Annotated in this window: 23 protein-coding genes and 2 pseudogenes; 17 read left to right on the plus strand and 8 right to left on the minus strand. The window is 60.7% G+C overall.

The features are described from left to right. The first annotated feature begins 48 nt into the window (after positions 1-48). Positions 49-456: an HPF/RaiA family ribosome-associated protein gene (locus tag JTY93_RS04705; RefSeq protein WP_205477097.1), complete on the plus strand. Its 408-nt coding sequence runs from the start codon at positions 49-51 to the stop codon at positions 454-456. 198 nt (positions 457-654) lie between these two features. Here JTY93_RS04705 and fecA read toward each other — a convergent pair whose 3' ends face one another. The 3 genes from fecA to JTY93_RS04720 all read right to left on the minus strand — a co-directional run bounded on the left by fecA (position 655) and on the right by JTY93_RS04720 (position 4,520). Beyond that, positions 655-3,000: a TonB-dependent Fe(3+) dicitrate receptor FecA gene (fecA, locus tag JTY93_RS04710; protein ID WP_205518979.1), complete on the minus strand. Its 2,346-nt coding sequence runs from the start codon at positions 2,998-3,000 to the stop codon at positions 655-657. Between the two features lie 90 nt (positions 3,001-3,090). Next, positions 3,091-4,035 (minus strand): FecR domain-containing protein, encoded by a 945-nt coding sequence (locus JTY93_RS04715; protein WP_205477095.1) that lies wholly within the window; start codon positions 4,033-4,035, stop codon positions 3,091-3,093. Continuing rightward, positions 4,032-4,520, minus strand: a complete 489-nt coding sequence (locus JTY93_RS04720) for a sigma-70 family RNA polymerase sigma factor (RefSeq protein WP_169999068.1) — start codon at positions 4,518-4,520, stop codon at positions 4,032-4,034. The genes JTY93_RS04715 and JTY93_RS04720 overlap by 4 nt, the downstream gene beginning before the upstream one ends. 232 nt (positions 4,521-4,752) lie before the next feature. Here JTY93_RS04720 and JTY93_RS04725 point away from each other — a divergent pair, with 232 nt between their 5' ends. The 8 genes and pseudogenes from JTY93_RS04725 to JTY93_RS28885 form a co-directional block, all read left to right on the plus strand. After that, on the plus strand, positions 4,753-5,055 hold the full coding sequence (locus JTY93_RS04725) for a DUF3649 domain-containing protein (protein ID WP_205477094.1): 303 nt from the start codon (positions 4,753-4,755) through the stop codon (positions 5,053-5,055). Further along, complete coding sequence (locus JTY93_RS04730) at positions 5,052-6,626, plus strand: PepSY-associated TM helix domain-containing protein (RefSeq protein ID WP_205477093.1); 1,575 nt, start codon at positions 5,052-5,054, stop codon at positions 6,624-6,626. Before JTY93_RS04725 ends, JTY93_RS04730 begins: the two co-directional genes overlap by 4 nt. Further along, on the plus strand, positions 6,626-6,952 hold the full coding sequence (locus JTY93_RS04735; RefSeq protein WP_205477092.1) for a DUF3325 domain-containing protein: 327 nt from the start codon (positions 6,626-6,628) through the stop codon (positions 6,950-6,952). The genes JTY93_RS04730 and JTY93_RS04735 overlap by 1 nt, the downstream gene beginning before the upstream one ends. 9 nt (positions 6,953-6,961) lie before the next feature. Next, complete coding sequence (locus JTY93_RS04740) at positions 6,962-7,537, plus strand: RNA polymerase sigma factor (protein ID WP_205477091.1); 576 nt, start codon at positions 6,962-6,964, stop codon at positions 7,535-7,537. Continuing rightward, positions 7,534-8,511 carry a FecR family protein gene (locus JTY93_RS04745; protein ID WP_205477090.1) on the plus strand — a complete coding sequence of 326 codons (978 nt, stop codon included), beginning with the start codon at positions 7,534-7,536 and terminating at the stop codon, positions 8,509-8,511. The genes JTY93_RS04740 and JTY93_RS04745 overlap by 4 nt, the downstream gene beginning before the upstream one ends. Before the next feature lie 183 nt (positions 8,512-8,694). Then, entirely contained in the window at positions 8,695-11,124 is a 2,430-nt protein-coding gene (locus JTY93_RS04750; protein WP_205477089.1) for a TonB-dependent siderophore receptor, read from the plus strand. A 69-nt stretch (positions 11,125-11,193) separates the two neighbouring features. Continuing rightward, positions 11,194-12,663 (plus strand): D-alanyl-D-alanine carboxypeptidase/D-alanyl-D-alanine endopeptidase, encoded by a 1,470-nt coding sequence (gene dacB, locus JTY93_RS04755; RefSeq protein WP_205477088.1) that lies wholly within the window; start codon positions 11,194-11,196, stop codon positions 12,661-12,663. Further along, positions 12,614-12,733, plus strand: a pseudogene (locus JTY93_RS28885) (outer membrane lipoprotein carrier protein LolA); the annotation flags it as partial. The gene dacB and the pseudogene JTY93_RS28885, both read left to right, overlap by 50 nt. Before the next feature lie 123 nt (positions 12,734-12,856). On the opposite strand, the gene JTY93_RS04760 reads toward JTY93_RS28885, so the two are convergent. Further along, positions 12,857-13,741, minus strand: a complete 885-nt coding sequence (locus tag JTY93_RS04760) for a helix-turn-helix domain-containing protein (protein ID WP_205477087.1) — start codon at positions 13,739-13,741, stop codon at positions 12,857-12,859. A gap of 136 nt (positions 13,742-13,877) precedes the next feature. Between JTY93_RS04760 and JTY93_RS04765 the strand changes: the two genes are divergently transcribed. Next, positions 13,878-14,789: a DMT family transporter gene (locus JTY93_RS04765; protein WP_205477086.1), complete on the plus strand. Its 912-nt coding sequence runs from the start codon at positions 13,878-13,880 to the stop codon at positions 14,787-14,789. A 40-nt stretch (positions 14,790-14,829) separates the two neighbouring features. Here the strand turns inward: JTY93_RS04765 and norR are convergent, their stop codons facing one another. Continuing rightward, the gene (gene norR / locus JTY93_RS04770; RefSeq protein ID WP_205477085.1) at positions 14,830-16,371 is read right to left on the minus strand and encodes a nitric oxide reductase transcriptional regulator NorR; all 1,542 of its coding nucleotides are present in this window, start codon (positions 16,369-16,371) and stop codon (positions 14,830-14,832) included. Between the two features lie 156 nt (positions 16,372-16,527). Here norR and hmpA point away from each other — a divergent pair, with 156 nt between their 5' ends. Both hmpA and JTY93_RS04780 read left to right on the plus strand, forming a co-directional pair. After that, on the plus strand, positions 16,528-17,709 hold the full coding sequence (hmpA, locus tag JTY93_RS04775) for an NO-inducible flavohemoprotein (RefSeq protein ID WP_205477084.1): 1,182 nt from the start codon (positions 16,528-16,530) through the stop codon (positions 17,707-17,709). Between the two features lie 239 nt (positions 17,710-17,948). Next, the gene (locus tag JTY93_RS04780; protein WP_205477083.1) at positions 17,949-18,455 is read left to right on the plus strand and encodes a disulfide bond formation protein B; all 507 of its coding nucleotides are present in this window, start codon (positions 17,949-17,951) and stop codon (positions 18,453-18,455) included. Between the two features lie 167 nt (positions 18,456-18,622). Here JTY93_RS04780 and JTY93_RS04785 read toward each other — a convergent pair whose 3' ends face one another. Next, a complete protein-coding gene (locus tag JTY93_RS04785) occupies positions 18,623-18,910 on the minus strand; it encodes a hypothetical protein (RefSeq protein ID WP_205477082.1) in 288 nt (95 codons plus the stop codon). Between the two features lie 98 nt (positions 18,911-19,008). After that, a pseudogene (locus tag JTY93_RS29720) lies at positions 19,009-19,223 on the minus strand (hypothetical protein). A 27-nt stretch (positions 19,224-19,250) separates the two neighbouring features. On the opposite strand from JTY93_RS29720, the gene cyoA reads away from it, so the two are divergent. Genes cyoA through cyoE form a run of 5 tightly spaced genes read left to right on the plus strand, consistent with a single transcriptional unit; the run spans position 19,251 to position 24,072 of the window. Beyond that, entirely contained in the window at positions 19,251-20,189 is a 939-nt protein-coding gene (gene cyoA, locus JTY93_RS04790; RefSeq protein ID WP_169999158.1) for a ubiquinol oxidase subunit II, read from the plus strand. 3 nt (positions 20,190-20,192) lie between these two features. After that, on the plus strand, positions 20,193-22,211 hold the full coding sequence (cyoB, locus tag JTY93_RS04795; RefSeq protein ID WP_029300211.1) for a cytochrome o ubiquinol oxidase subunit I: 2,019 nt from the start codon (positions 20,193-20,195) through the stop codon (positions 22,209-22,211). 3 nt (positions 22,212-22,214) lie between these two features. Next, entirely contained in the window at positions 22,215-22,838 is a 624-nt protein-coding gene (cyoC, locus tag JTY93_RS04800; RefSeq protein WP_029300213.1) for a cytochrome o ubiquinol oxidase subunit III, read from the plus strand. After that, positions 22,838-23,173 (plus strand): cytochrome o ubiquinol oxidase subunit IV, encoded by a 336-nt coding sequence (gene cyoD, locus JTY93_RS04805; protein ID WP_029300215.1) that lies wholly within the window; start codon positions 22,838-22,840, stop codon positions 23,171-23,173. The genes cyoC and cyoD overlap by 1 nt, the downstream gene beginning before the upstream one ends. Before the next feature lie 11 nt (positions 23,174-23,184). Beyond that, the gene (cyoE, locus tag JTY93_RS04810) at positions 23,185-24,072 is read left to right on the plus strand and encodes a heme o synthase (protein WP_029300217.1); all 888 of its coding nucleotides are present in this window, start codon (positions 23,185-23,187) and stop codon (positions 24,070-24,072) included. A gap of 190 nt (positions 24,073-24,262) precedes the next feature. On the opposite strand, the gene JTY93_RS04815 is transcribed toward cyoE, so the two are convergent. Then, complete coding sequence (locus JTY93_RS04815; protein WP_169999105.1) at positions 24,263-24,967, minus strand: hypothetical protein; 705 nt, start codon at positions 24,965-24,967, stop codon at positions 24,263-24,265. Positions 24,968-25,012: the final 45 nt, after the last annotated feature.

Genomic DNA, 25,012 nt, shown 5'->3' on the forward strand with positions numbered 1-25,012 from the left:
TGTTGCAGTTGTGATCTCTGGCGAGCTAGCTGAAATAAGGGAAACACTATGCAAATCCTAGTCAACAGCGATAACCATATTGAAAGCAGCATCCGACTGGAGGAGTGGGTACGTACTACCATTGAGAGCACGCTCGAACGTTATGAAGAAGACTTGACCCGCATCGAAGTCTTTTTGAAGGATGAGAACGGCGACAAGCCGGGCCCCCATGATTTGAGTTGCCGCCTGGAAGCGCGGCCAAAGGGTCATCAACCGATTTCGGTCCTCCATAAAGCCGACACCCTGGAACAAGCGATCGACGGGGCGGCCACCAAACTGGATAACGCGCTGGAACATCTGTTCGGCAGGCTGCAAGGCAAGCCGCGTGCAGAGAAACGCACGCCAAACAACCAAGTCGATGAAGCCGGGCTTGAAGAGGAATTCCTGGAAAACGAACAGGCTGCGCTTAACAGCTGATTGCTGAGTGTTTTTCAACCCCATACAAAAAGGGCCTGCAGATGCAGGCCCTTTTTTTGTGGCTGATGAACGCTTCACTGTGGGGGCGAGCTTGCTCGCGAAGGGCGTAAACGATAACGCGCAGATCCTGCGGGCACGCGGTGCTCTTATGCTTTTCGCGAGCAAGCTCGCTCCTGCAATAAGCCGGCAGTCCGGCCGTCAGAATGCGACCGACGTCTGTACATACACCGTGCGCGGTTCGCCCACGTATTTGCCCTTGTTATTGTCGTCAAACGAGCGGGTGTAGTACTGGGTGTTAAAGATGTTCTTCACCCCCACCGCAACATTCAGATCCGACAACTGCGGCCCGAAGTCGTAGGCCGCGCGGCTGCTGAACAGCATGTAGCCAGGAATGCGCCCGGTGCTGCCATCCACGCTTTCGGCCCGGGTGTTAGCGTTGTCGGCAAACTGGCTGCTCTGGTAGGTGCTGTCCAGGTTCAACTTCCATGCACCTTCGGTGTAGCCCACGCCCAGGGTGCCTTTGTGCTTGGACGAGAAGGGCACGCGGTTGCCTTTGTTCGGGCCGTCTTCGCGGATGGTTGCATCGACGTAGGCGTAGCTGGCGTACACATCAAAACCGGCCAGCGCCGGGCTCAAGCCATCGAGAGCATAGTTGAGGCTGGATTCGATACCCTGATGCCGGGTTTCGCCACGGGCGATCACCGAGTCGTTGGTCTGGTTGCTTTCATACTGGTTGTCGAAGTTGATCAGGAACGCACCGATTTCCGCACGCAGCGCGCCGTTGTCGTAGCGGGTGCCGACTTCCCAGGTGCGGGCCTTTTCCGGCTTGACCGCGCCGCTGCTCACACGGTTGGGCATCTGACTGTACTGCACGCTGCCGAAGGAACCTTCGGTGTTGGCGTACAGGTTCCAGTCGTCGGTCAGGTGATAGAGCACGTTCAGCGCCGGCAAGGCAGTGTTGTAGTCGCCCTTGTATTTGACGTTGGTCAGGTTGTTGGTCTGTTGCGACTTGATCATCTCGTAGCGGATGCCGGGGGTTACGGTCCACTTGCCGATGTCGATCCGGTCGTCGATAAAGAATGCATTGGCTTGGGTGCCACCCCGGGTGTCGCGGTCGTTGCGGCTGTCGGTGTTGGGCAGTTGCTGGTTGGCCGCAATCGGCGTGCGGTAGCGCAATTCATGCCCGGCTTCGTTGATGTAGCGGTAGCCCACACCGACTTCGTGGCGGGTGGGGCCTAGGTCGAAGCCTTGGGCCAGGCGCGTTTCCAGGCCGCGTACCCAATACTCGCGTGGGGACAGCGAAAGGAAGCTGCCCTGGTCCAGATAACCGCTGCGCAAGGTCTTGGTAAAGAAGCTGTTGACGGTGAATTCCCGGCGATCTTCCTGGTAGCGATAGCCCACGTTAAACATCGTACGGCGGCCCCAGAATTTGTCGTAGGGGCGGGTGGACTGATACGGGTCGGCCTTGTAGGCCGCAGTGCTCAAGCCACCGGGCATATCGGCCTGACCTTCGTAGTGCTGGGCCATGGCATTGAAGCTGTTGGCTTCGTCCAGCTGGTAGTTGCCCTTGAGGATCAGATCGTCGATTTGTGTGTCGCTGTGTTCGCGCCAGTCGCCGCCACGGGTGCCGGAATACAGGATGGCGCCGCCCAGGCCATTGTCGGCGGTGCCACCCGCCAGCAGATTGCCGGTGGTCTTGAAGCCATCATGGCTGGAGGACGGGCTGGTCTCAGTCTGCAGGCCACCCTTGACCGTCGGCGCATCGGGAATCGCCCGGGTCACGAAGTTGACCACGCCGCCGACGTTTTGCGGCCCGTAACGCACGGCGCCACCGCCGCGCACCACGTCCACCGCATCCATGTTGCCCATGCTGACCGGCGCGAACGACAGTTGCGGTTGGCCATACGGGGCGAAGGGCACTGGAATCCCGTCCATCAACACCGTCGAGCGCGATGCCAGGCGTGGATTGAGCCCGCGAATGCCGAAGTTCAACGCCATGTCATGGCTGCCGGTGCCGTTGTTTTCCGGAGCGTTGACCCCGGGGATGCGGTTGAGCACGTCCCGGGCCTGGGTCGCGCCCTGGCGCTCGAATTCTTCGCGACGGATCACATCGCGGGCGCCGGGGTGTTCGAAGACGTTGGTTTGCGCGGCATCGCCCAGCCAGTCGCCCACGACATTGGAGGTGCTCAGCTCCAGAGTGGCCGGCGCGTTCAGCGGTTGTAGGCTGTAGGCGTTGTTACCTTCGGCGCGGGCTTGCAGGCCGGTGCCCTTGAGCAATGCGTTCAAACCTTGCTCGGTGGTGTAGCTACCTGTCAGGCCCTGGCTTTGCGCGCCGGCGGTCACTTCGGAGCCAAAGGAAATCAGCACGCCGGCTTCACGGCCAAACTGATTCAGCGCTGCTTCCAGGGACGTCGGGGCGATGTGATAAGGCTTGGCCTCGGCGGCGATGGCGTAGGGCAGGGCGCTGAAACTGAGGCTGGCGCCCAGCAGCAAGTGGCGCAGCGTACGGGCAAGTGGCGTCAGGCGAGTCGGTTGCTGGGGCATGAAGAACGTTCCTCAGAGGTGGGAAACTGGGTGGCTTTCCCTCTCTGTCACGCGAGGTACGGAAAACGGCTCACGGTTGCCGAAAATAATTTAAACGCGGGCTTCGACGCTGACCCAGTAACGGGTAAAACGCCGCACTTTGACCGGCAGGCTGATTTGCAGCAGGTCGAGGATGCGTTCGCTGTCGTCCAGCGGGTAGCTGCCGGAGATCAGCAAGTTGGCTACCTGCGGATCACACTGCAATTGGCCGCGGCGATAACGGCTCAGTTCCTCGATGAAATCTGCCAGGCGCATGTGCGACGCCACCAGCATGCCGTCGGCCCAGGCGCCCGTGTTGGCATCGGTGGGGCGCGGCATATTCCAGCCTTTACGGGTGAGGTTGGCCAGGCGGGATTTTTCCAGGGTCAGGGGCAGGCCGCTGTAGGCCTTGGGTGACATTTGCACCTGGCCGTCCAGCACCGCGACCTGGGTGTGATCGTTGAACTGGCGAACATTCACCTGCGCCGCCTGGGTGGTGACGATGCCCTGGCTAGTGATGATCTGCAGTGGGGTGTTGGCGCGCAGCAATATCTCGCCTTCGAGCAGGCGGATCAGGCGTTGTGGGCCATCGAATTGCACATCCACCGCACTGGCGGTATTGAGTTGCAGTTGGCTGCCATCGGCCAGCTGTACCTTGCGCCGCTGGCCGAGGGGGCTGCGGTAGTCGGCGGTCAATGGCGGGATCAAGTGCTGCTGGCGCAAGCCCCAGGTCGCTGCCGAGCCGGCGCCCAGAATCAACAACAGCTTCAGGGCCTGGCGCCGGCTACTGGATTGCGGCGCGTTCAACGCCGCATGGGCCAGGGGCGAGGGCATCCCGCGCAAGCGCTGGTTGACCCGCTGTATATGCTCCCACGCCCGTTGATGTTCGCTGTGGGCATCCAGCCAATGCTGCCAGTTCGCCTGTTGGCGCGGGTTGAGCGGGCCTTGCTGCATTTGCATCAGCCACTGCACGGCCTGCTCGGCGACTTGGGTCGAGAAGTTCGCGGCGGGGTTCATAGGGCGAAATAGCAGCGCATGGCGGCTTTATTCAGATGACGTTTGACGGTGGCGATGGAGATCCCCAGTTCGGCAGCGATTTGCCCGTAGGTCAGGCCATCGAGTTGGGCCAGCAGGAAGGCGCGTTTGACCTGCACTGGCAAACCGTCGAGCAATTGGTCGAGCTCCATCAGGGTTTGCAGGATGATCGCCCGCTCTTCTTCCGACGGCGCGGCGAGCTCAGGCATTTGCGCCAGGGCATCGAGGTAGGCGCGTTCCAGGTCCTGGCGGCGGTAGTGGTTGAACAGCACGCGCTTGGCGATGGTGGTGAGGAAGGCGCGGGGCTCGATCAGCGTCGGTGTTTCGCGGGCGGTTAACACCCGGATAAACGTGTCCTGGGCCAGGTCGGCGGCACTTTGCGGGCAGCCAAGCTTGCGTCGCAACCAGCCGGTCAGCCAGTGGTGATGGTCGTGATACAGGACTTCGACGGTATTGGACGGCCGCAACGCGAACACTCCGGGAGCATCTGCATGCTTCAGGTAACGAGAATTGTTCGCATTGTAGGGGGCGAGATGGCATTCAGCAATCGACAGAAGACCGATAGCCGTTTTTATAGCCGCCACTCACTTGTGGGAGCTGGCTTGCCTGCGATGGCACATTCGATGTTCGTCGTTCTCTTTTGCTTATGAGAATATTTATCATTAGACTCGCATTCCTGATAAACCAGGCGCCAGTGGCATGAAAAGCAAAGCCTCACTTCCTCTTTCCTATCGACTCGGTGTGACGTCGCGGTTGCTGGCGGCTGTCGTCGGCGGCTATGGGTTGGCGTCCCTGGCCAGCGTGTGCCTGACCTTCTGGTTGCCGCTCTCGCGCGCCGATGCGGTGGTCAGCGGCATGCTCAGTTCCTTTGTGTTCTACCTGCTGGCGGTGATCTGGTGCTTTGTCTGCCGCAATGCGGCCCGCGCCTGGTTTGGCGTGCTGGTGCCCTGCGCGATATTGGCCACCCTGGCTGGCCTGGCCTATTGGATGGGGCGCCCATGAAAGAGGGTTTCCGTCAGGCAATGGCCTGGTTGCACACCTGGGCCGGGTTGATTTTCGGTTGGTTGCTGTTCGCGATTTTCCTCACCGGCACCCTGTCTTACTTCAAGGGCGAAATCACCCACTGGATGCAGCCGGAAGTGCCCGCCCATGCCGTGGACGATGCGCGCAGCGTGGCCGTGGCGCAGCGCTACCTGGAACAGCACGCCCCCACGGCGGCCCGTTGGTTTATCGGCTTGCCCGATAGCCGCGACCCCGGTTTATCGGTGATGTGGCAAGACAAGATCGACCCTGGCCGGCGCGGCAATTTCATCGAGAAAATGCTCGACCCGGTCTCCGGCGAACAACTCCAGGCCCGTGAAACCATGGGCGGCGAGTTCTTCTACCGGTTCCACTTCCAGTTGCAGATGCCCCATCCGTGGGGCCGCTGGTTGTCGACCATCGCGGCGATGGTGATGTTCGTCGCGCTGATCACCGGGATCATCACCCACAAGAAAATCTTCAAGGACTTCTTCACCTTCCGCCCGCGCAAGGGCCAGCGCTCCTGGCTCGATGGGCACAATGCGGTCGGCGTGCTGGTGTTGCCGTTCCACCTGATGATCACCTATAGCAGCCTGGTGATTTTCATGACCATGGTCATGCCCGCCAGCATCCTTGCGTCCTATGACGGCGACACTCGCGCCTTCTTCAATGAATTGTTCCCCGCCACCGACAACGCGCCGGCCCTCGGCCAGCCGGGCAAACTGCTGCCCTTGGCGCCGCTGGTGGAACAGGCGCGGGCGCAGTGGGGCGGTGGGCATGTGGGGCGACTGGCGGTGAACAACCCCGGCGATGTGAATGCCTCGGTCAACGTTTCGCGCGCCGGCTCTGACCGGGTGGTGCATGATTTCGGCAGCACCGTGTCCTTTAATGGCAACACGGGCGAACTGCTGCGGGTCAGTGCCGAGCAGTCGCTGCCGATGGCGATTGGGGGCAGCTTCTATGGCCTGCACATGGGGCATTTCGCCGGCCCGCTGCTGCGGTGGCTGTACTTTATCTGCGGCCTGGCGGGCACGGCGATGATTGGCACCGGCCTGGTGATCTGGCTGGGCAAGCGTCAACTCAAGCATGCCAAAGCTGCAGTGATGCCGTTTGAATTGCGCCTGGTGGAAGTGCTGAACCTGGCCAGTATGTCCGGGCTGGTCATCGCCATTGCTGTGTTTTTCTGGGCCAATCGCTTGCTGCCTGCGACCTTCGCCGAGCGTTCGGACTGGGAGGTGCAGAGCTTCTTTATCGCCTGGGGCCTGACCTTGCTCCATGCCATGCTGCGCCGTGGCCGCCGCGCCTGGGTCGAACAACTGGGCCTGGGCGCCGTGCTGTTCATGGCGGTGCCGCTGCTCAATGCGCTGACCACTTCCGAGCACCTGGGCGTGTCGCTGGCCAAGGGTGATTGGGCCATGGCCGGCTTTGACCTGACGTGCCTGGGCAGCGGCCTGTTCCTGGCCTGGGCTGCCTGGAAAATGCAGCACCGCAGCGCCGTGCAGCCCCGGGCCGAGCGTGCCCGGCCACTGACCCTCAAAGGCGAGGTGCACTGATGTTGCTGGCCTTGTTGCTGTGCTACGCAGGCTTTGTTGCGCTGTGCCTGTCCCTGGACCGTCACCACGGCGAGTTGCTGCACAGCAAACCTTCGCCACGGCGGCGTCTGGGGTTGCGCGTAGGCGGATGGCTGCTGTTGGCGCTGTCGATCTGGCCGGCGGTGCACATGGCGGGCTGGAGCCGGGGCCTGGTGGACTGGTGCGCGGTGCTGATGCTCAGCGGGCTGTTGCTGGTGTTGCTGTTGCCGTACCTGCCAAGGCTGGCCTTGATCCTCGCGGGCGTCGGCCTGCTGGCCAGCCCCGTTGCGGCTTTGGCGACCCTCTGAGCCCTGTCGATGATCAGCACACCGCCCGAACCCCAGGATCACCCCCACGTAGAATCGTCGGGCGGGCGCGCACATTTCCTGCAGGTATTTTTGTCCCAGCGCTCACAGATGGAGGCGTTGGTCAGCCGCCGCGTAGGTTGTCGGGCGACGGCTGCGGACCTGGTGCAGGACTTGTTCCTGCGCTTCTGGCGCCGGCCCCTGGTGCAGGTCGAAGAACTCAGCACCTACCTGCTGCGCTGCGCCGGGAATATCGCCATCGATCACTTGCGCAGCGAAGGTGCGCGGGTGCGCGGCAATGAAAGCTGGTTGCCGGAACAGCAGGATCATCACAGCTGCGAGCCCCAGGCCGCGCTGGAAGCGGGCAACGACCTGCGCCATGTGGAAGCGGCGCTGCGCAGTTTGCCGGAGCGTACGCGGCAGATCTTTTTGCTCAACCGCATCCACGGGCGCAAATACGCAGAAATCGCCAAGGCCATGGGCCTGTCCCAAAGTGCCGTGGAAAAACATATGATGCGCGCCCTCGAAGCCTGCAAAGCCAGCCTTCGTGAAACCCCACCACCACGCTCGCCAGGGAAAGCACCGTGAACGTCACCCCGACGCCCGCCCAGGAACAGGCCGCCCTGGCCTGGCTCAGCCTGCTGCACGATGCACCGAGCAGTGGCGACCAGGCCACCTTCAGCCGCTGGCTGCGCGCCGACCCGGCCCATGTCGAGGCGTATGCCCAGGCCCAGGTGTTGTGGGAATTGAGCGAAGTGCCGGCGAGCACCCTGGCCGATGAAGACGCCTTGGCCCTGCAGCGTTACCTCAAAGCCATGGACGGCGCGAAACCCGCCCGTGTGCGCCGCTGGTCTGCGGCACTGGCGATAGCGGCTTGCCTGGTGTTGATAGTGTCGATGGGCGCCGGTTGGCAGCCGCAGCGCTGGGCCGATGATCTGGGTGCCGATTACGTCAGCGCGCCGGGTGAAGTCAAAACCGTGACCCTGGCCGATCAAAGCCAAGTCACCCTGGATGCCGACAGCGCGATTGCCGTGGATTTCAGCCACGGTGAGCGGCATATCCAACTGCGCCGTGGCGCCGGTTTTTTCAATGTGGCCCACACCGGGCAAGCCTTTGTGGTGCACGCCGACAGCGGCGAAGTGCGGGTGCTCGGCACGCAGTTTGAAGTGCGCCTGCAACCGGCGGGCGCCCAGGTGACGGTGTTGTCGGGGCGAGTGGGGGTGACGCCTTCTGCCCAGGGTACTCAGCAGATTCTGACGGCTGGTCAGCAAGTGGCCTACGCCGAGGGTGTGGCTGATGAGCGGCATGCGGTGGACAGTGAATCACGCCTGGGCTGGCGCGCCGGCTGGCTCAACTACTACAAGGCCCCATTGGCCGACGTGATCAAGGACCTTGGCCGTTACTACCCCGGCCGCATCCTGCTGCTCAACGACGAACTCGGCGCCCGCCGGGTCAGCGGCAGCTTCCCGAGCAAGGACCCCGAGGCGGTGCTCAATGCATTGCAAGCAGTGCTGGGTTTTGAGCAGCACAGCGTGCTGGGCCGGCTGATCGTCGTTCGCTAAAAACTATCCACACCCCTGGCAAGCCAGCTCCCACAGGGAATGGGGTGGGGCAAAAAACAAGAACAAAGGCTGAGGGTGAAATTATTTTCAATTTCGCCTGAGGTAAAACCCCACGCCATTCGTGTAGTGCTTGAAACTGCGATCAATTCGCATTAACAGCGTTATCTACACGGGTTCTCCAGCATGAAGTCCAGGGCAAAGTCGGTGGCAGGCGGTTCGGTTAAACAGTGGCTGGGAGCCTCCCTTCTGGCCGCTTCAGGTCTGGCAGTATGGCCTCTGAGCCTGGCGCAGGCGGCGGATGCGCAACAGCAAAGCACGGTCTTCAACTTCGCACTCCAGGCCAAACCGTTGCCCCAGGCACTGAGCGATTTCAGTCGCGTGACCGGCATCAGTGTGGTCTACACCGACGAAGCGCCCTACAACCTCAATGCCCCGGCCGTCACAGGGCAGATGAGTGCGGCCCAGGCCCTGCAGCGCTTGCTGGGCAGTTCCGGCTTGACCTTCCGCCAGATCGACGCGCGCACCCTGGCCCTGGAACCGCTGCCGACCGAAGGCGCGGTCAACCTCGGCGCCACGACCATCAGTGGCGTGAACCCACAGCAAGCCACCAGCTACCAGCCACCGCCCACCAGTTCGGTGATGCGCTCCCAGGGCTTGCTGCTGGAAACCCCGCAAACCGTGAACATGGTGCCGGCCCAGGTGATGCGCGACCAGGTGCCGCGCAACCTCGACGATGCATTGGCCAATATCAGCGGCATCACCCAGGCCAACACCTTGGGCAGTACCCAGGATGCGGTGATGCTGCGGGGCTTTGGTGACAACCGCAATGGCTCGGTCATGCGCGACGGCATGCCAGTGGTGCAGGGCCGGGCGCTGAACGAAACCGCCGAGCGCGTCGAAGTGCTCAAGGGTCCGGCGTCGTTGCTGTATGGCATCCAGGACCCGGGCGGCGTGATCAATATCGTCAGCAAGAAACCCGAGCTGACCCAATCCACCGCTCTTACTGTGCGCGGTTCGAGCTATGGCAGCGGCAAGAACGGCAGCGGTGGCAACCTCGATACCACAGGCCCGATCGGCGACAGCGGCCTGGCTTACCGCTTGATCGTCGATCATCAGGACGAAGACTACTGGCGCAACTTTGGCACCTATCGCGAAAGCCTGATCGCACCGTCCCTGGCCTGGTACGGCGACACCACCCAAGTGTTGCTGGCCTACGAGCACCGCGAATTCCTCTCGCCATTCGACCGTGGCACCGCCATCGACCCCAAGACCAATCACCCGCTGGACATCCCCGCCACGCGCCGCCTGGACGAGCCGTTCAACAATATGGAAGGCCGCTCCGACCTGTATCGCTTTGCGGTCGACCACGATCTGAATGACGACTGGAAGGCCCATTTCGGCTACAGCTGGAACCGCGAAACCTACGACGCCAGCCAGGTGCGCGTGACCAAGGTCAACGCCAATGGCACCCTGAACCGCAACATGGACGGCACCCAGGGCGCGTTGACCACCGACCGCTTCACCACCGTCAGCCTCGAAGGCAAGGTGGACGTGGCCGGCATGCGCCATGACCTGGTGTTTGGCCTGGATGACGAATACCGCAAGATCTACCGTGCCGACCTGATCCGCCAGGCCAGCCGCAGCGTGTTCAACTACAACGATCCGGTGTATGGCCGCGAAGTGGCGGGCACTACGGTCAGCGCGCCGGACAGCAACCAGACCGATCTGCTACGCAGCGACTCGGTGTTTTTCCAGGACGCCATCCACCTTAGCGACCAGTGGATCCTGGTCGGTGGCGCACGCTTCCAGGAGTACGACCAGTACGCCGGCAAAGGCCGCCCGTTTACGGCCAACACCGACAGCAATGGCCAGAAGTGGGTGCCCCGCGCCGGTCTGGTGTACCGCTATACCGATGCGCTGTCGTTCTATGGCAGCTACACCGAATCGTTCAAACCCAACTCCACCATTGCGCCGCTCAACAACAAGATGGTGATCGACGGCAGCATCGCCCCGGAACAGTCCAAGTCCTGGGAGCTGGGAGCCAAACTCGATATGCCGGGGCGTATCACCGCTAACGTGGCCTTGTTTGATATCCACAAGCGCAACGTGCTGGTGTCGATCACCGAGGGCGCGACCTCGATCTACAGCGTCGCCGGCAAGGTACGTTCCCGTGGCCTGGAAATGGACCTGAGCGGGCAATTGACCGAGCAGTGGAGCCTGATCGGCAGCTATGCCTACACCGATGCCGAAGTCACCGAAGACCCGACCTACAAAGGCAAGGGCCTGCAAAACGTGGCGAAGAATTCCGGTTCTGTTTCAGCCGTGTACGACTTCGGCACTATCGTGGGTGGCGACCAACTGCGCGTCGGTGCCGGTGCGCGTTATGTCGGCGAGCGTGCCGGCGATGCTCTCAACAGCTTCGACCTGCCGGGCTACACCGTGGCGGATGCGTTTGCCACCTATGACACCAAGGTCGACGGGCAGAAGGTCAAGTTCCAGCTCAACGTGAAGAACCTGTTTGATCGTACTTACTACACCTCGGCCGTCAGCCGTTTGTTTGTGTCCATGGGCGATGCGCGCCAAGTGTCGTTGTCCAGCACCCTGGAGTTCTGATCATTGGCGATGACGCTGGCGGCGTGAGCTGCTAGCGTTGCGCTCTTTGATGATTGCCGGGACGGTTTGATGCAGTTGGGACGATGGATACACACCAGTGCCATGCTGGTGGCCGTGAGCCTGTTGTTGGGTGGCTGTGCCACGTCTTCGACAACCAGCGAACAGGCGCTGGACCAATTGCTGGCCGATCCGGCGCTGGCCGGTGCCAGCGTTTCCTTGATGGTGCGCGATGCCCGCAGCGGCAACACGCTGTACCAGCACAACCCACGCACGCGGCTGGTGCCGGCTTCCAGCATGAAACTGCTGACCACGGCGGCGGCCATGGATGTGCTGGGCCCGCAGTATCGGTTTTCTACGCAGTTGCTGAGTAATGGCAGCCAACAAGGCGCCCGCCTGATGGGCAATCTGTACCTGCGCGGCCTGGGCGACCCGACGATCCAGTGGGCCGATTACCAGGCGCTGGCGGCGAGCCTGGCCGGGCAGGGCATCCAGCTGATCCAGGGCGATTTGGTGTTCGATGACACTTGGTTCGACGCCGAACGCCTGGGTGTGGATTGGGCCCATGACGACGAAGACAAGTATTACGGCGCGCAGATTTCCGCGCTGACAGTGTCACCCAATTCTGATTTTGATGCGGGCACCTTGATCGTCACGGCCAAGGCGCCCGTGGCGGTCGGCCAACCGCTGAGTGTCACCCTCAGCCCACCTACCGATTATGTGCAACTGAGCAATCTGGCCGTCAGTGGCCCGGGCAACAGCTATGGGCTCAATCGCCAGCATGGCAGCAACCTGCTGCGCCTCAGTGGCACCCTCAAGCCGGGGACGCAAAGCCGGCAATGGGTCAGCGTGTGGGAGCCGACGCAACTGGTGGCCAATCTGTTTACCCAGGCCCTGGCGGAGCAGGGGATCAGCGTACAGGGCCGGCGCGTGATCGGTGGTGTGAGCCCGGCGACCGCTACTGTGTTGGCGACACACCAGTCGGCACCGTTGCAGGAGCTGATCAGGCCGCTGCTCAAACTGTCCAACAACAGCATGGCCGAAGCGCTGCTCAAGGCCATGGGGCGTCAACAGGCGAATGCCGGCACGGCGGCGGCAGGTGTGGCAGCGGTTGCGGATTTTCTGCGCCGCCAAGGCCTGGACCCGGCAACGCTGAACCAGGTGGATGGCTCGGGGTTGTCGCGACGTAACCTGGTGTCGGCGCAGAACTTCACCGACCTGCTGCTGGCCATGGGCAAGCAGCCGTGGTTCAACGCCTGGTACGACGCGTTGCCCAGCGCCGGCAACCCGGATCGCCTGAGTGGCGGCAGCCTGCGTTACCGCCTGCGCGGGACAGCGGCGCAAAACAACCTGCAGGCCAAGACGGGCTCGATGGGTGGGGTGTCGTCGTTGACGGGCTACATCACCGACGCGGGTGGGCGGCGGTTGGTGTTTTCGATGCTGACCAATAACTACGTGGTGCAGGGCAGCCGGATCAAGGCTGTGGAAGACCGTGTGGCAACAGCCCTGTGTAGGAGCGAGCTTGCTCGCGAAGGTCGTTAACGATAACGCGGGGAACCTGACGCCCCGCATTGGCCTCAGGTTTTTCGCGAGCAAGCTCGCTCCTACAGTGGGCGGGGTTGGAACGTATGCCTGTATTTTGTAGGAGCGAGCTTGCTCGCGAAGGTCGTTAACGATAACGCGGGGCACCTGACTACCCGCGTTGCTCTCAGGTTTTTCGCGAGCAAGCTCGCTCCTACAGTGGGCGGGGTTGGAACGCTTGCCGGTATTCACCTGGTGTCGCTCCCATCGCTTGGCGAAAGCGGTTGGTAAAGTGGCTGGCGCTGGAAAACCCACACGCCAGGGCAATCTCCCCCAACGGTAGTGACCCGCCGCGCAACATGGCCTGGGCCCGCACCATGCGGCGGGCCAGCACATATTGGTGAGGCGGCAGGCCAAAGCTTGTGCGAAACATCCGCGCAAAGTGGTACTCCGACAACGCACACAACCCCGCCAATTGCCCCAGGCTGAGCGGCTCGGCCAGTTGCTGTTCGATGTACTCCACCAACTGCCGGCGTTGGTGTGCCGCCAATCCGCCCTTGAGCCGCAAACCTTCACGCAGGCCGACCTGGCTGAGCAGAGTGTGGCTGAGCATTTCATGGGCCAGGCTACTGGTCAGCAGGCGTTCGGCGGGCTCCTGCCAGTTCAGGCTGATCAATTGGTGAAAACGCCCGGCCTGCTGCGGGTCTTCCAGGAACGTGCTTTCACGCAGTTGCAACGCCCGAGGTTCGCGGTCCAGCAGGGTGACGCAACCCAGGGCAAATTGCTCCGGGCTGAAGTACACGTGGGCCAGGCGGATTTCGCCGTTGATCACCCAGGCCGACTGATGCTCGGCGGGCAGGATGCACAATTTGTCGGGGCCGCCCTTGGTGCCGGGCTGGCCACGGCGAAATGTCTCGGTGCCACCGCCGACATAGCAAGACAAGGTGTGATGGCTGGGTGCCTCGTAGTCCTGGGAATCGTGGTGGTTACTCCATAAAGCTGCAGACAAGCCGTCACCAAGCTCGGCACTCAGCTCAAGGCGAGCGTTGGGCGAGCTGTTCAGGGCTTTGAAGACTTGTAGGTTTTCCAGTGCAGACATGGGGTTCTCTCCGACGCCTTGCATCCTACTCCCGGCGGCTGGTGCTGTGATCCCTCGGCCCGACAAAAGCGCAAGAATCTGCAAGTGCCGGGCAACCCGTCGGGGTGAAACTGTGGCTCAACCACTGGAGTGCGCCATGAACCTATCCCTGTACTTACTGACCGTGCTGATCTGGGGCACGACCTGGATCGCCCTCAAATGGCAGCTGGGCGTGGTGGAGATTGCGGCATCCATCGTCTATCGCTTCGGCCTCGCGGCACTGGTGCTGTTTGTGTTGTTGCTGCTCAGTCGCAAGTTACAGGTGATGAACCGCCGTGGGCACCTGATCTGCCTGGCCCAGGGCTTATGCCTGTTTTGCGTGAACTTCATGTGCTTCCTCACCGCCAGCCAGTGGATCCCCAGTGGCCTGGTGGCTGTGGTGTTCTCCACCGCGACGCTGTGGAATGCGTTGAATGCCCGAGTGTTCTTCGGCCAGAAAGTCGCGCGCAATGTTCTGTTGGGCGGCGGCCTGGGCTTGATGGGCCTGGGTTTGCTGTTCTGGCCGGAACTGGCCGGGCATAGCGCCAGCCCCGAGACGCTGATGGGCCTGGGCCTGGCACTGTTGGGCACCCTGTGTTTTTCGGCGGGCAATATGCTGTCGAGCCTGCAACAGAAAGCCGGACTCAAGCCGTTGACCACCAACGCCTGGGGGATGGCTTACGGTGCCTCGATGCTGGCCCTTTATTGCGTGGTCCAGGGCATTCCGTTCGGTATGGAATGGAACACCCGCTACATCGGCTCGTTGCTGTACCTGGTGATTCCGGGCTCGGTGATCGGCTTCACCGCCTATCTGACCCTGGTCGGCCGCATGGGCCCGGAGCGAGCGGCGTATTGCACGGTGTTGTTCCCGGTGGTGGCGCTGAACGTCTCGGCGCTGCTCGAAGGCTACCAGTGGACCGCCCCCGCGCTGGGTGGGTTGGTGCTGGTGATGCTGGGGAATGTGTTGGTGTTTCGTAAGCCCCGGGCGATTACGCCTGTGAGTCCGCTGTTGGAGCCGAAGCAAATCTGATGTGGGAGCAGGCAAGCCAGCTCCCACAGTTTGATCGGCGCTACTTCAGGCCCAGGCGCTTGGCCATGCGCCCCAGGTTGGCGCGGTCCAGGCCCAGTTCGCGGGCGGCGCTGGCCCAGTTGTGCTGATGGCGTTCCAGGCAGGCGCTGATGACTTGTCTTTGGTAATGCTCGGTGGCCTGGCGCAGGTCGCCGTTCACCAGCGCAAGCTCGGCGGGCTCTTCTATCAAGGGGGCAGACTCATTGGGCAAGTCCAGGTCCTTGGCGCTGAGGCTGAGGATCTTCGGTCGTTCCCGACAATTGCCCAGGGCCTTCAGCGCGCTGCGGCCAATCAAGTGTTCCAGCTCCCGCACATTCCCGGGCCAGCCATAAGCCAGCAATGCCGCCTGGGCATCACTGGTCAGGCGCAGGCTGCCCAGGCCCATGCGTGAGCGGTTCTGCTCAAGGAAAAACCCTGCCAGCAGCAATACATCGCGCCCGCGCTCACGCAAGGCCGGGACTTGCAGCGGGTACACACTCAAGCGGTGATAGAAGTCGGCGCGGTAGCGGCCGTTGCGCACTTCTTCGGCCAAGTCACGGTTGGTGGCGGCGATCAGGCGCACGTCCACTTGGTGCTCCTTATCCGAACCCAGTCGCTGCAACTGCCCGCTTTGCAACACCCGCAATAGCTTGGCCTGGACCGTCAGCGACAACTCACCCACTTCATCGAGGAACAAGGTGCCGCCATTGGCCAGTTCGAACTTGCCCCGCCGTTCGTTCAGCGCGCCGGTGAACGCGCCGCGAACGTGGCCGAACAGTTCGCTCTCCACCAGGGTCTCTGGCAGCGCTGCACAGTTGAGGCTGATCAGCGGTTTCTCCGAACGGGGCGAGGCTGCGTGAATGGCCTGGGCCACCAACTCCTTGCCGACCCCTGTTTCGCCGGTGATCAACACGGTCAGGTCGCTGCCGCCCACCAGCTTGATTTCTTCCACCAGGCGTTTGTGGGTCTTGCTTTGGCCGATCATTTCCTTGTGCTGCTGGCCGCTGGCCTGGCGATAGATTTCTGCACGCTGGTGTTCGTCCTCGGCGCGCAGGGCCAGGTGTTCCATGCGTTCGGCGACATTGACCGTGGCGGCGGCGAGGCTGGCAAACGCGTGCAAGGCGTCCAGTTCGACACGTTCGAAGCGTTCGGTGTCGAGGGCATCCAGGGTCAGCAGACCCCAGGGATGGTCGTCGACAAACAGCGGGCAGCCCATGCAGTCGTGCACTTCCAGATGCCCATGCAGGCCATCGACCAGGCCGTCGTAGGGGTCGGGCAGTTCGCTGTCACTATCAAAGCGGGTGGGGCCGGGGCTGCTCAGCAGCACGGCAAAGCGCGGATGTTCGCTGATCTTGAAGCGTCGGCCCAAGGTGTCCGGGCTCAGACCGTCCACGGCCAGCGGCACCAGCCATTCACCGTCCAGGCGCAACAGCGCGGCGGCATCGCAGGGCAGCAGGGTGCGCATGGCTTGCAGCAGGCGTCGGTAGCGCTCGCCTTCCGGCAGTTCGCGGGACAGGTCGGCTACCAATGGCAGCAGGGTGGTGAGCAGGGAGTGTGCAGTCATAATGACTCCTTGTAGTCCGAATGACTATAAAGTGCGTGAAGTCATATTGACTACATATAAATTAAATCTTTGATAAATAAGGAATTATTAGTTGGCACGAATGCTGAGTATCACAAGGCAATCATTCAGAAGCCTAAAAGGCTCAGGAGTCTCCCCATGCTTAGCGTTCAAGACCGTGCCATCGTCAAATCTACTGTGCCGCTGCTCGAAAGCGGTGGTGAAGCCCTGATCACCCACTTCTACCGCATGATGCTGTCCGAGTACCCCGAAGTGCGCCCGCTGTTCAACCAGGCCCACCAGGCCAGCGGCGACCAGCCTCGCGCCTTGGCCAATGGTGTGCTGATGTACGCGCGGCACATCGACCAGTTGGACCAGTTGGGCGATCTGGTGGCCAAGATCATCAATAAGCACGTGGCCCTGCAAATCCTGCCGGAGCATTACCCGATTGTCGGCAACTGCCTGCTGCGGGCGATTTCCGAGGTGTTGGGTGATGAAATCGCCACCCCTGAAGTGATGAGTGCATGGGGCGCAGCCTACGGGCAACTGGCCGATATCCTGATCGGCGCAGAGAGTGCCATCTACGACGAAAAAGCCCAGGCCGTTGGCGGCTGGCGCGGGGCGCGCCCGTTTTTGCTGGTCAAGCGGGTGGAGGAGAGCAGTGAAATCATCTCCTTGTACTTTGCCCCGGTGGACAACGGCCCGATCCTCGCCGCCGAGCCCGGCCAGTACATCGGCCTGAAGCTGATCCTCGATGGCGAAGAAGTGCGCCGCAACTATTCATTGTCGGCGCGTACCGACGCGGGCCTGTACCGCATCAGCGTCAAGCGCGAAGCGGGCGGGCGCGTGTCCAATTACCTGCATGACCAGATGCACGTGGGGGCGACCATCGACCTGTTCCCGCCATCGGGGGAGTTCACGCTGGTGGACAGCGACAAACCCCTGGTGCTGATCAGTGGCGGTGTGGGCATCACGCCAACCCTGCCGATGCTGGAAGCGGCGTTGGCGACCGAGCGCCCGGTGCATTTTATCCACTGCGCGCGCAATGGTGGCGTGCATGCGTTTCGCGACTGGGTCGATGCCCTGGCCGCGCATCACCCGCAACTGCAGCGCTTCTACTGCTACGCCGAAGACGACGGCATCAGCCCGGCGGCGGACAAACTCGGCATGCTGACCCAGGAGCAGCTGGCGGCGTGGTTGCCTGAGGAGCGTGATGTGGATGCCTACTTCCTTGGGCCCAAAGGGTTTATGAGTGCGATCAAACGTCACCTCAAGGCTTTAGGTGTGCCTGAAAAGCAGAGCCGGTATGAGTTCTTCGGGCCGGCGGCGGCGCTGGAATAAGCGGCCGCTCTTCAACACCGCATTGGCCTCTTCGCGAGCAAGCCCGCTCCCACATTTGATCTGTGAATACATTCAAATGTGGGAGCGGGCTTGCTCGCGAAGAGGCCCGAAAGACCACCACATTAATGTGCCGTTAACCCGTTTTGCCTACCCTCCCGCTGCCTACTGCTAAATTTTCACCTCCTGCGTGTAAACTTGCGGCCATTGGCACACCCATCATTAGGCAAAGGGAAACGGGGATGATTGACGAAATGCGGTTAGCGCGTGAGCGGCGCTTTTTGGTGTTGCTGGGGATTATCTGCCTGGCGCTGATCGGTGGCGCGCTCTATATGCAGATAGTGCTGGGTGAAGCGCCATGCCCACTGTGCATCCTGCAGCGTTATGCCTTGTTGCTGATTGCGCTCTTTGCCTTTATTGGCGCGGCGATGCGCACCCAGCGCAGTGTCACGGTCTTTGAAGTGCTGGTGGTGCTCAGCGCCCTCGGTGGTGTCGCTGCCGCCGGGCACCATGTGTATACCCAGTTCTATCCGGCCATCAGTTGCGGTGTCGATGTACTGCAGCCGATTGTCGATGACTTGCCCCTGGCGAAGATCTTCCCCCTGGGCTTCCAGGTCGATGGTTTCTGCAGCACGCCGTACCCGCCGGTACTGGGCTTGTCCCTGGCCCAGTGGGCGCTGGTGGCGTTCGTGTTAACGGCGATCCTGGTGCCCCTGGGCATTTACCGCAATCGCAAGCACAGGGCTTAAATCGTCCTACAAAAAGCCCCGGTCCTGCTGATGCAGGCCGGGGCTTTTCTGTGTGCGGGCATTTTGTGAATGAACCGTGACGCTGGACAAGATTGGCGGTGCGCGAAGTGCGACACGTTGTCACAGTGAAGGTGCCGCAGGAGGTTTCCTACCCCTGGTTTTAACGGTTAATCCCCCCGCCAGCAGTTGCTTTTACCTGTCACTTTCTGCTTGTGGCCGAGCCGCGAACGGCGTGCGTTACAGAACTTGCGGGGATCTACCAATGCCTTGTTTTTAGCGGGCTTGCCTGGGGTTTGGTGACCCGGGAAGGACCCCTTGGGTGCGACACAATGGGCAATAACACGGCATTTTTTGTGGTTTTTGTTGAGAATCAAACGCGATACGATCCCGAACCTTTGCAACAATGGCGCAGGATTATTGCTGGAATCGATAAAAATTATTTCTTTATAAGTCATGGTTTATACATCGCTAGCTAACTACAATCGCCCGCACTGAGTGTCCGGTGCTGCTCAACCCTGAGCAAATAGGGCGGTCGAGAGGCGAAAACATTGCTTCATGCGACCCCAGGTGCCGGCAGCCTTTCAACTATCCGCACCAAATGGAATTGGTCTGTAACAAGGCCTTTGACCAACGAAATCGAATAAGAAATCACCGCCAGACCTGGACGTGTCGATCAGCGCATGAAGCGCCGGGCAGGCCCTTATTCAATCGAAGAGAAATGCCAACCCTTGGCAGGGTGAAGTGTTGGCGATCAAAACCCAACTGCATTGCGCAAGCTGCTTTAGAGGTCGTGAGATGAGTAAAAACAGGTACACCCGATTACTAGGCATAGTGCCGCTTTTCGGCATGTTATTGCTGGGAGGCTGCAACTGGACGCTGCTCGACCCTGTGGGTCAGGTCGGCGTGGAGCAACGTAACCTGATCATCACTGCAACCTTGCTGATGCTGTTGGTCGTGGTGCCGGTCATCGTGATGACCTTCGCGTTCGCCTGGAAATACCGCGCGTCCAACACCAAGGCCACCTACGCGCCGAAGTGGTCGCACTCCACCAAGATCGAGATCGCGGTGTGGCTGGTCCCTGTACTCATCATCATCGCCCTGGGTTACATCACCTATAAGTCGACCCACGAGCTGGACCCTTACCGTCCGCTGGAATCCGACGTGCCGCCAATCACTATCGAAGTGGTCGCGCTGGACTGGAAGTGGCTGTTCATCTATCCCGAGCAAGGGATCGCCACCGTCAACAAGATCGTGTTCCCGGCCAACACCCCGATCAACTTCAAAGTGACCTCGGATGCGGTGATGAACTCGTTCTTCATCCCGGGCCTGGGTGGCCAGATCTACGCGATGGCGGGCATGCAGACCAAGCTGCACCTGATTGCCAACCAGAACGCCGAGCTCGACGGTATCTCCGCCAACTACAGCGGCGCGGGCTTTACCGGCATGAAATTCAAAGCAATCGCCACCTCCCAGGAAGACTTCAACGCCTGGGTACAAGAAGCCAAGAGCTCACCAAAACAGCTTGAAAAAGCTGAATACGAAGCCCTTGCCAAGCCAAGCCAGAACAACCCTGTAGAGCTGTACTCCTCGTACACGCCGGACCTGTTTCAGAAAATCATCGATAAGTATGAAGGGATGAAGCCAGGCAAGCCGGTCAAGCACGAGAAGAAAGAAGTGGCTGCTGTGGAAGGGACGGACGCAAATTCGCATTCAGCTGCCGGGGCAGAGGAGTAAACGATGTTTGGTAAATTAAGTTGGGAAGCGGTCCCATTCCACGAGCCGATCGTGATGGTGACCATCGCCATGATCGCGCTGGGTGGCCTGGCGCTGTTTGCGGCAATCACCTACTTCAAGAAGTGGACCTACTTGTGGACCGAGTGGCTGACGTCGGTCGACCACAAGAAAATCGGCGTGATGTACATCATCGTCGCCATGGTCATGCTGCTGCGCGGTTTTGCCGACGCCATCATGATGCGGACCCAGTTGGCCATGGCCACCGAAGGTTCGCCTGGCTACCTGCCGCCTGAACACTATGACCAGATCTTCACCGCCCACGGTGTGATCATGATCATCTTCATGGCGATGCCTTTCTTCACCGGCCTGATGAACCTGGCAGTGCCGCTGCAGATCGGTGCGCGTGACGTTGCGTTCCCGTTCCTCAACTCCCTGAGCTTCTGGCTGCTGGTTTCCGGCGTCGTGCTGATCAACCTGTCCCTGGGCGTCGGCGAATTCGCCAAGACCGGTTGGGTTGCCTATCCGCCGTTGTCGGGGCTGCAATACAGTCCGGGCGTGGGGATGGATTACTACATCTGGGCGCTACAGCTATCCGGGTTGGGTACGACGCTAACGGGGGTCAACTTCCTGGCCACCGTGCTGAAAATGCGTACCCCAGGCATGAAACTGATGGACATGCCGATCTTCACCTGGACCTGCACCTGGGCCAACGTCCTGATCGTGGCTTCGTTCCCGATCCTGACCGCTACCCTGGCGCTGCTGACGCTTGACCGTTACATGGATTTCCACATCTTCACCAATGAACTTGGTGGCAATCCAATGATGTACGTGAACCTGTTCTGGGCATGGGGTCACCCTGAGGTGTACATCCTGATCCTGCCAGCGTTCGGTATCTTCTCCGAAGTGATCTCGACCTTTACCGGCAAGCGCCTGTTTGGTCACCACTCGATGGTCTACGCTTCCGGCGCGATCTCGGTGTTGGGCTTCATGGTTTGGCTGCACCACTTCTTCACCATGGGCTCGGGGGCCAGCGTCAACGCCTTCTTCGGCCTGGCGACGATGCTGATTTCGATCCCGACGGGGGTGAAGCTATTCAACTGGCTGTTCACCATCTACCACGGCCGTCTGCGCTTCACCAGCCAGGTTCTGTGGACCCTGGGCTTCATGGTGACTTTCGCCATCGGCGGCATGACCGGCGTACTGCTGGCCATCCCGGGTGCTGACTTCGTACTGCACAACAGCCTGTTCGTGATCGCTCACTTCCATAACGTGATCATCGGTGGTGCGGTATTCGGCTACATCGCTGGTTTCAGCTTCTACTTCCCGAAAGCGTTCGGCTTCAAGCTGCACGAAGGCTGGGGCAAGGCTGCATTCTGGTTCTGGATCACCGGCTTCTTCGTCGCCTTCATGCCGCTCTATGCACTGGGCTTCATGGGTATGACTCGTCGTCTGAACGCCACTACCAACCCTGAGTGGGTGCCGTACCTGTACGTCGCCATGTTCGGTGCGGTGATGATCGCTGTCGGTATCGCCTGCCAGTTGATCCAGCTGTACGTGAGTATCCGTGACCGCAAGCAAAACGCCTGCGACTCCGGCGATCCATGGAATGCACACACCCTGGAATGGTCGACCTCGTCGCCACCGCCGTTCTACAACTTCGCCGTGCTGCCTAAGGCCGAGACCATCGACCCGTTCACCGAAGCCAAGGAAAACGGTACGGCGTATCAGCGTCCTGTGCGCTACTCGCCGATCCACATGCCGAACAACACCGCCACTGGCGTGGTGATGGGCGCGCTGTTGACGGTCTTCGGTTTCGCGATGATCTGGCACATCTGGTGGCTGGCTATCGCAAGCCTGGCTGGCACCGTGATCTATTTCGTGATCCACGCGGCTCGTGATGATCAAGGCTACATGGTGCCGGTCGACGTGATCGAGCGCATCGAAGCCGAGCAGCACGCTCGCCTGGTAGCCGAGAAGAAGATTCCGGCCAACCGTGTTGAAACCTCGTTGGAACAGGCTTAAACCATGTCGAACTTAGTGACCAATGCTGGACACGCCCATGTCGATGACCATGGGCACGATGATCACCACGACGCGGGCGAGATGACCGTATACGGTTTCTGGCTCTACCTGATGACCGACTGCATCCTGTTTGCATCGATCTTTGCGGTATACGCGGTACTGGTAAACAACGTAGCGGGTGGCCCGTCGGGCCACGACATCTTCGAGCTGAATTACGTACTGGGCGAAACCGCCTTGCTGCTGTTCAGCTCGATCACCTACGGCTTCGCCATGCTGGCGTTCTTCCGTGGCAACAAGGCAGGCGTGCTCAAGTGGCTGGGCCTGACCTTCCTGCTCGGCCTTGGCTTTATCGCCATGGAGATCAACGAGTTCCACCTGCTGATCTCCGAAGGCTACGGGCCTAGCCGTTCCGGCTTCCTGTCGGCGTTCTTCACCCTGGTCGGTACCCACGGTCTGCACGTAACCGCCGGTCTGATCTGGATGGCGATCATGATGTACCAGGTCAACAAGCATGGCCTGACGTCGACCAACAAGACCCGCCTGAGCTGCCTGAGCCTGTTCTGGCACTTCCTGGACGTGGTCTGGATCTGCGTCTTCACCGTTGTCTACTTGATGGGGACTCTGTAATGGCTAATGCACACTCCCATGACAGCCATGATGCGAGCCACGGCAGCGTAAAGTCTTACGCTATCGGCTTCATCCTGTCGGTGATCCTGACGATCATCCCGTTCGGCCTGGTGATGTACCCAACCCTGCCGAAAGCCACCACATTGGCAATCGTGCTGTTGTTTGCGGTGATCCAGGTGGTTGTCCACCTGTATTACTTCCTGCACCTGGATCGCTCCCAGGCCCAGCGCAACAACGTGATTGCGTTTGTGTTCACGGCCATTGTGATCCTGCTGCTGGTTGGCCTGTCGTTGTGGATCATGTTCAGCATCCACACCTACATGATGGCGAAGTGAGGTAAGACCCGATGTCGCTTAAGCACTTTATCCAAATCACCAAACCGGGGATCATTTTCGGTAACGTGCTTTCTGTGGCAGGCGGTTTCTTCCTGGCCTCCAAGGGGCATGTCGATCTGGCCATCTTCCTGGCGGCAATGATCGGCACTTCCCTTGTTGTGGCCTCCGGTTGCGTGTTCAACAACTGCATCGACCGTGACATCGATATCAAGATGGAGCGCACCAAGAATCGCGTGCTGGTCCAGGGCCTTATCTCCCTGAAACTGGCACTGATCTTCGCGACCGTCCTCGGTGTTGCCGGCGTGGCGTTGCTGTACACGGTGGCCAATCCGCTGGCGGCGTTGTTTGCCGTGATCGGCTTTGTCATCTACGTCGGCCTCTACAGCCTGTACCTCAAGCGCAAGTCGGTTCACGGCACGCTGGTGGGCAGTCTGTCGGGGGCGATGCCGCCGGTGATTGGTTACGTGGCTGTGACCAATAGCTTCGACATGGCCGCGCTGGTGCTACTGGTGATGTTCAGCCTGTGGCAGATGCCGCACTCCTACGCCATTGCGATCTTCCGTTTCAACGACTACCTGGCGGCTTCGATTCCGGTATTGCCGGTCAAGCGCGGCATCCAGGTGGCGAAGAAACACATCCTGCTCTACATCCTGGCCTTCCTCGTGGCGACCTTGATGTTGACCTTCAGTGGCTACGCCGGCATGAGCTACCTCGCCGTCGCCGCGGCCATGGGCATGTACTGGTTGTACATGGCCTGGACCGGCTACAAGGCGGTGGATGACACCGTCTGGGCGCGCAAGTTGTTCGTCTTCTCGATCTTCACCATCACCGCCTTGAGCGTGATGATGTCCCTGGATTTCCAGGTGCCGAAAGAGTTGCTGCTGACTTACGCCCACTGAGTTGGGATGCAATGAAAAGCCCCGCCTTCGAGAGAAGAGCGGGGCTTTTTATTGAACTCTGAAAGTACCGCAGAACCCCTGTGGGAGCGGGCTTGCTCGCGAAAGCGGTGTATCAATCAACAAATAAAGTGACTGACACTGCGCATTCGCGAGCAAGCCCGCTCCCACATTAGAGAGGTGGTGCGGCGGCTTATTGCTGGGCGATGCTGTAACCGTCAAACGCCGTCTGCTGTTGCAGCGCGCTGACGATGCTCTTGCGGGTCAGTGGCTGCTCGGCACCGGAGTTATCCACAAAGGTTTCGCTCTCAAGCTCGGCCTCATCGCCTTCACCCACAAAGCTGAAACCGAGGAATTCCAGCGCCTCGCGGTCAACATTGAGCTTGGAGCGTGGCGTGCGCAACGGCAGCGTTACGCTGATCCCGTCCTTGCTGATCACAAACACTTCCACTTCCTTCTTCGCCCGTGCGGCCTTGCCTTTGCCGGCGCTTGGGTTGCTGATGGCCTGGTGGGTCTGGTTCAGCACTTTCAGCGCCAGGCCATACACCAGTTCCTGGAACTCGGGGTCGTCCTTGAAGCTGGAAAGGATGCGGCTGATCGAGAACTTGCTGCTCAGGTCTTCGAGGGCGGCGTTGTCGGCGGCTTCGGCGTCCTTGAGCTGCTTGAGCTGGCCCATCAGGTCGTAGGCCTTGTCATCGTCAAAGGCGTCGTGGGCCTGGCGGATGGCCACGCGCAATTCGCGGATCTGGTCGCTTTCCTTGGAGGTATGGAACGCGTCCAGCACCATTTCACTGATGTTCTTGGCCGCTGGCACATGCTGTGAAAGATTGATGGCGTTTTCGTATTCAGCTTTGGATTGCAAGGTGACTACGGATTCTTCGGTACGGGAATCAGACATTGAAATTTCACTACTTCTGTAAGCGGGGAGACGAAAAAGCGTCGG

The sequence above is a fragment of the Pseudomonas hygromyciniae genome (genome assembly GCF_016925675.1).
Classification (GTDB): domain Bacteria; phylum Pseudomonadota; class Gammaproteobacteria; order Pseudomonadales; family Pseudomonadaceae; genus Aquipseudomonas; species Aquipseudomonas hygromyciniae.

Excerpts from the sequence above, each read along its gene's own strand:
- JTY93_RS04705 (WP_205477097.1), top strand. The coding sequence starts at position 49 with ATGCAAATCCTAGTCAACAGCGATAACCATATTGAAAGCAGCATCCGA.
- fecA (WP_205518979.1), bottom strand. The coding sequence starts at position 3,000 with ATGCCCCAGCAACCGACTCGCCTGACGCCACTTGCCCGTACGCTGCGC.
- JTY93_RS04715 (WP_205477095.1), bottom strand. The coding sequence starts at position 4,035 with ATGAACCCCGCCGCGAACTTCTCGACCCAAGTCGCCGAGCAGGCCGTG.
- JTY93_RS04725 (WP_205477094.1), top strand. The coding sequence starts at position 4,753 with ATGAAAAGCAAAGCCTCACTTCCTCTTTCCTATCGACTCGGTGTGACG.
- JTY93_RS04730 (WP_205477093.1), top strand. The coding sequence starts at position 5,052 with ATGAAAGAGGGTTTCCGTCAGGCAATGGCCTGGTTGCACACCTGGGCC.
- JTY93_RS04735 (WP_205477092.1), top strand. The coding sequence starts at position 6,626 with ATGTTGCTGGCCTTGTTGCTGTGCTACGCAGGCTTTGTTGCGCTGTGC.
- JTY93_RS04740 (WP_205477091.1), top strand. The coding sequence starts at position 6,962 with ATGATCAGCACACCGCCCGAACCCCAGGATCACCCCCACGTAGAATCG.
- JTY93_RS04750 (WP_205477089.1), top strand. The coding sequence starts at position 8,695 with ATGAAGTCCAGGGCAAAGTCGGTGGCAGGCGGTTCGGTTAAACAGTGG.
- dacB (WP_205477088.1), top strand. The coding sequence starts at position 11,194 with ATGCAGTTGGGACGATGGATACACACCAGTGCCATGCTGGTGGCCGTG.
- JTY93_RS04760 (WP_205477087.1), bottom strand. The coding sequence starts at position 13,741 with ATGTCTGCACTGGAAAACCTACAAGTCTTCAAAGCCCTGAACAGCTCG.
- JTY93_RS04765 (WP_205477086.1), top strand. The coding sequence starts at position 13,878 with ATGAACCTATCCCTGTACTTACTGACCGTGCTGATCTGGGGCACGACC.
- norR (WP_205477085.1), bottom strand. The coding sequence starts at position 16,371 with ATGACTGCACACTCCCTGCTCACCACCCTGCTGCCATTGGTAGCCGAC.
- hmpA (WP_205477084.1), top strand. The coding sequence starts at position 16,528 with ATGCTTAGCGTTCAAGACCGTGCCATCGTCAAATCTACTGTGCCGCTG.
- JTY93_RS04780 (WP_205477083.1), top strand. The coding sequence starts at position 17,949 with ATGATTGACGAAATGCGGTTAGCGCGTGAGCGGCGCTTTTTGGTGTTG.
- JTY93_RS04785 (WP_205477082.1), bottom strand. The coding sequence starts at position 18,910 with ATGACTTATAAAGAAATAATTTTTATCGATTCCAGCAATAATCCTGCG.
- cyoA (WP_169999158.1), top strand. The coding sequence starts at position 19,251 with ATGAGTAAAAACAGGTACACCCGATTACTAGGCATAGTGCCGCTTTTC.
- cyoB (WP_029300211.1), top strand. The coding sequence starts at position 20,193 with ATGTTTGGTAAATTAAGTTGGGAAGCGGTCCCATTCCACGAGCCGATC.
- cyoC (WP_029300213.1), top strand. The coding sequence starts at position 22,215 with ATGTCGAACTTAGTGACCAATGCTGGACACGCCCATGTCGATGACCAT.
- cyoD (WP_029300215.1), top strand. The coding sequence starts at position 22,838 with ATGGCTAATGCACACTCCCATGACAGCCATGATGCGAGCCACGGCAGC.
- cyoE (WP_029300217.1), top strand. The coding sequence starts at position 23,185 with ATGTCGCTTAAGCACTTTATCCAAATCACCAAACCGGGGATCATTTTC.
- JTY93_RS04815 (WP_169999105.1), bottom strand. The coding sequence starts at position 24,967 with ATGTCTGATTCCCGTACCGAAGAATCCGTAGTCACCTTGCAATCCAAA.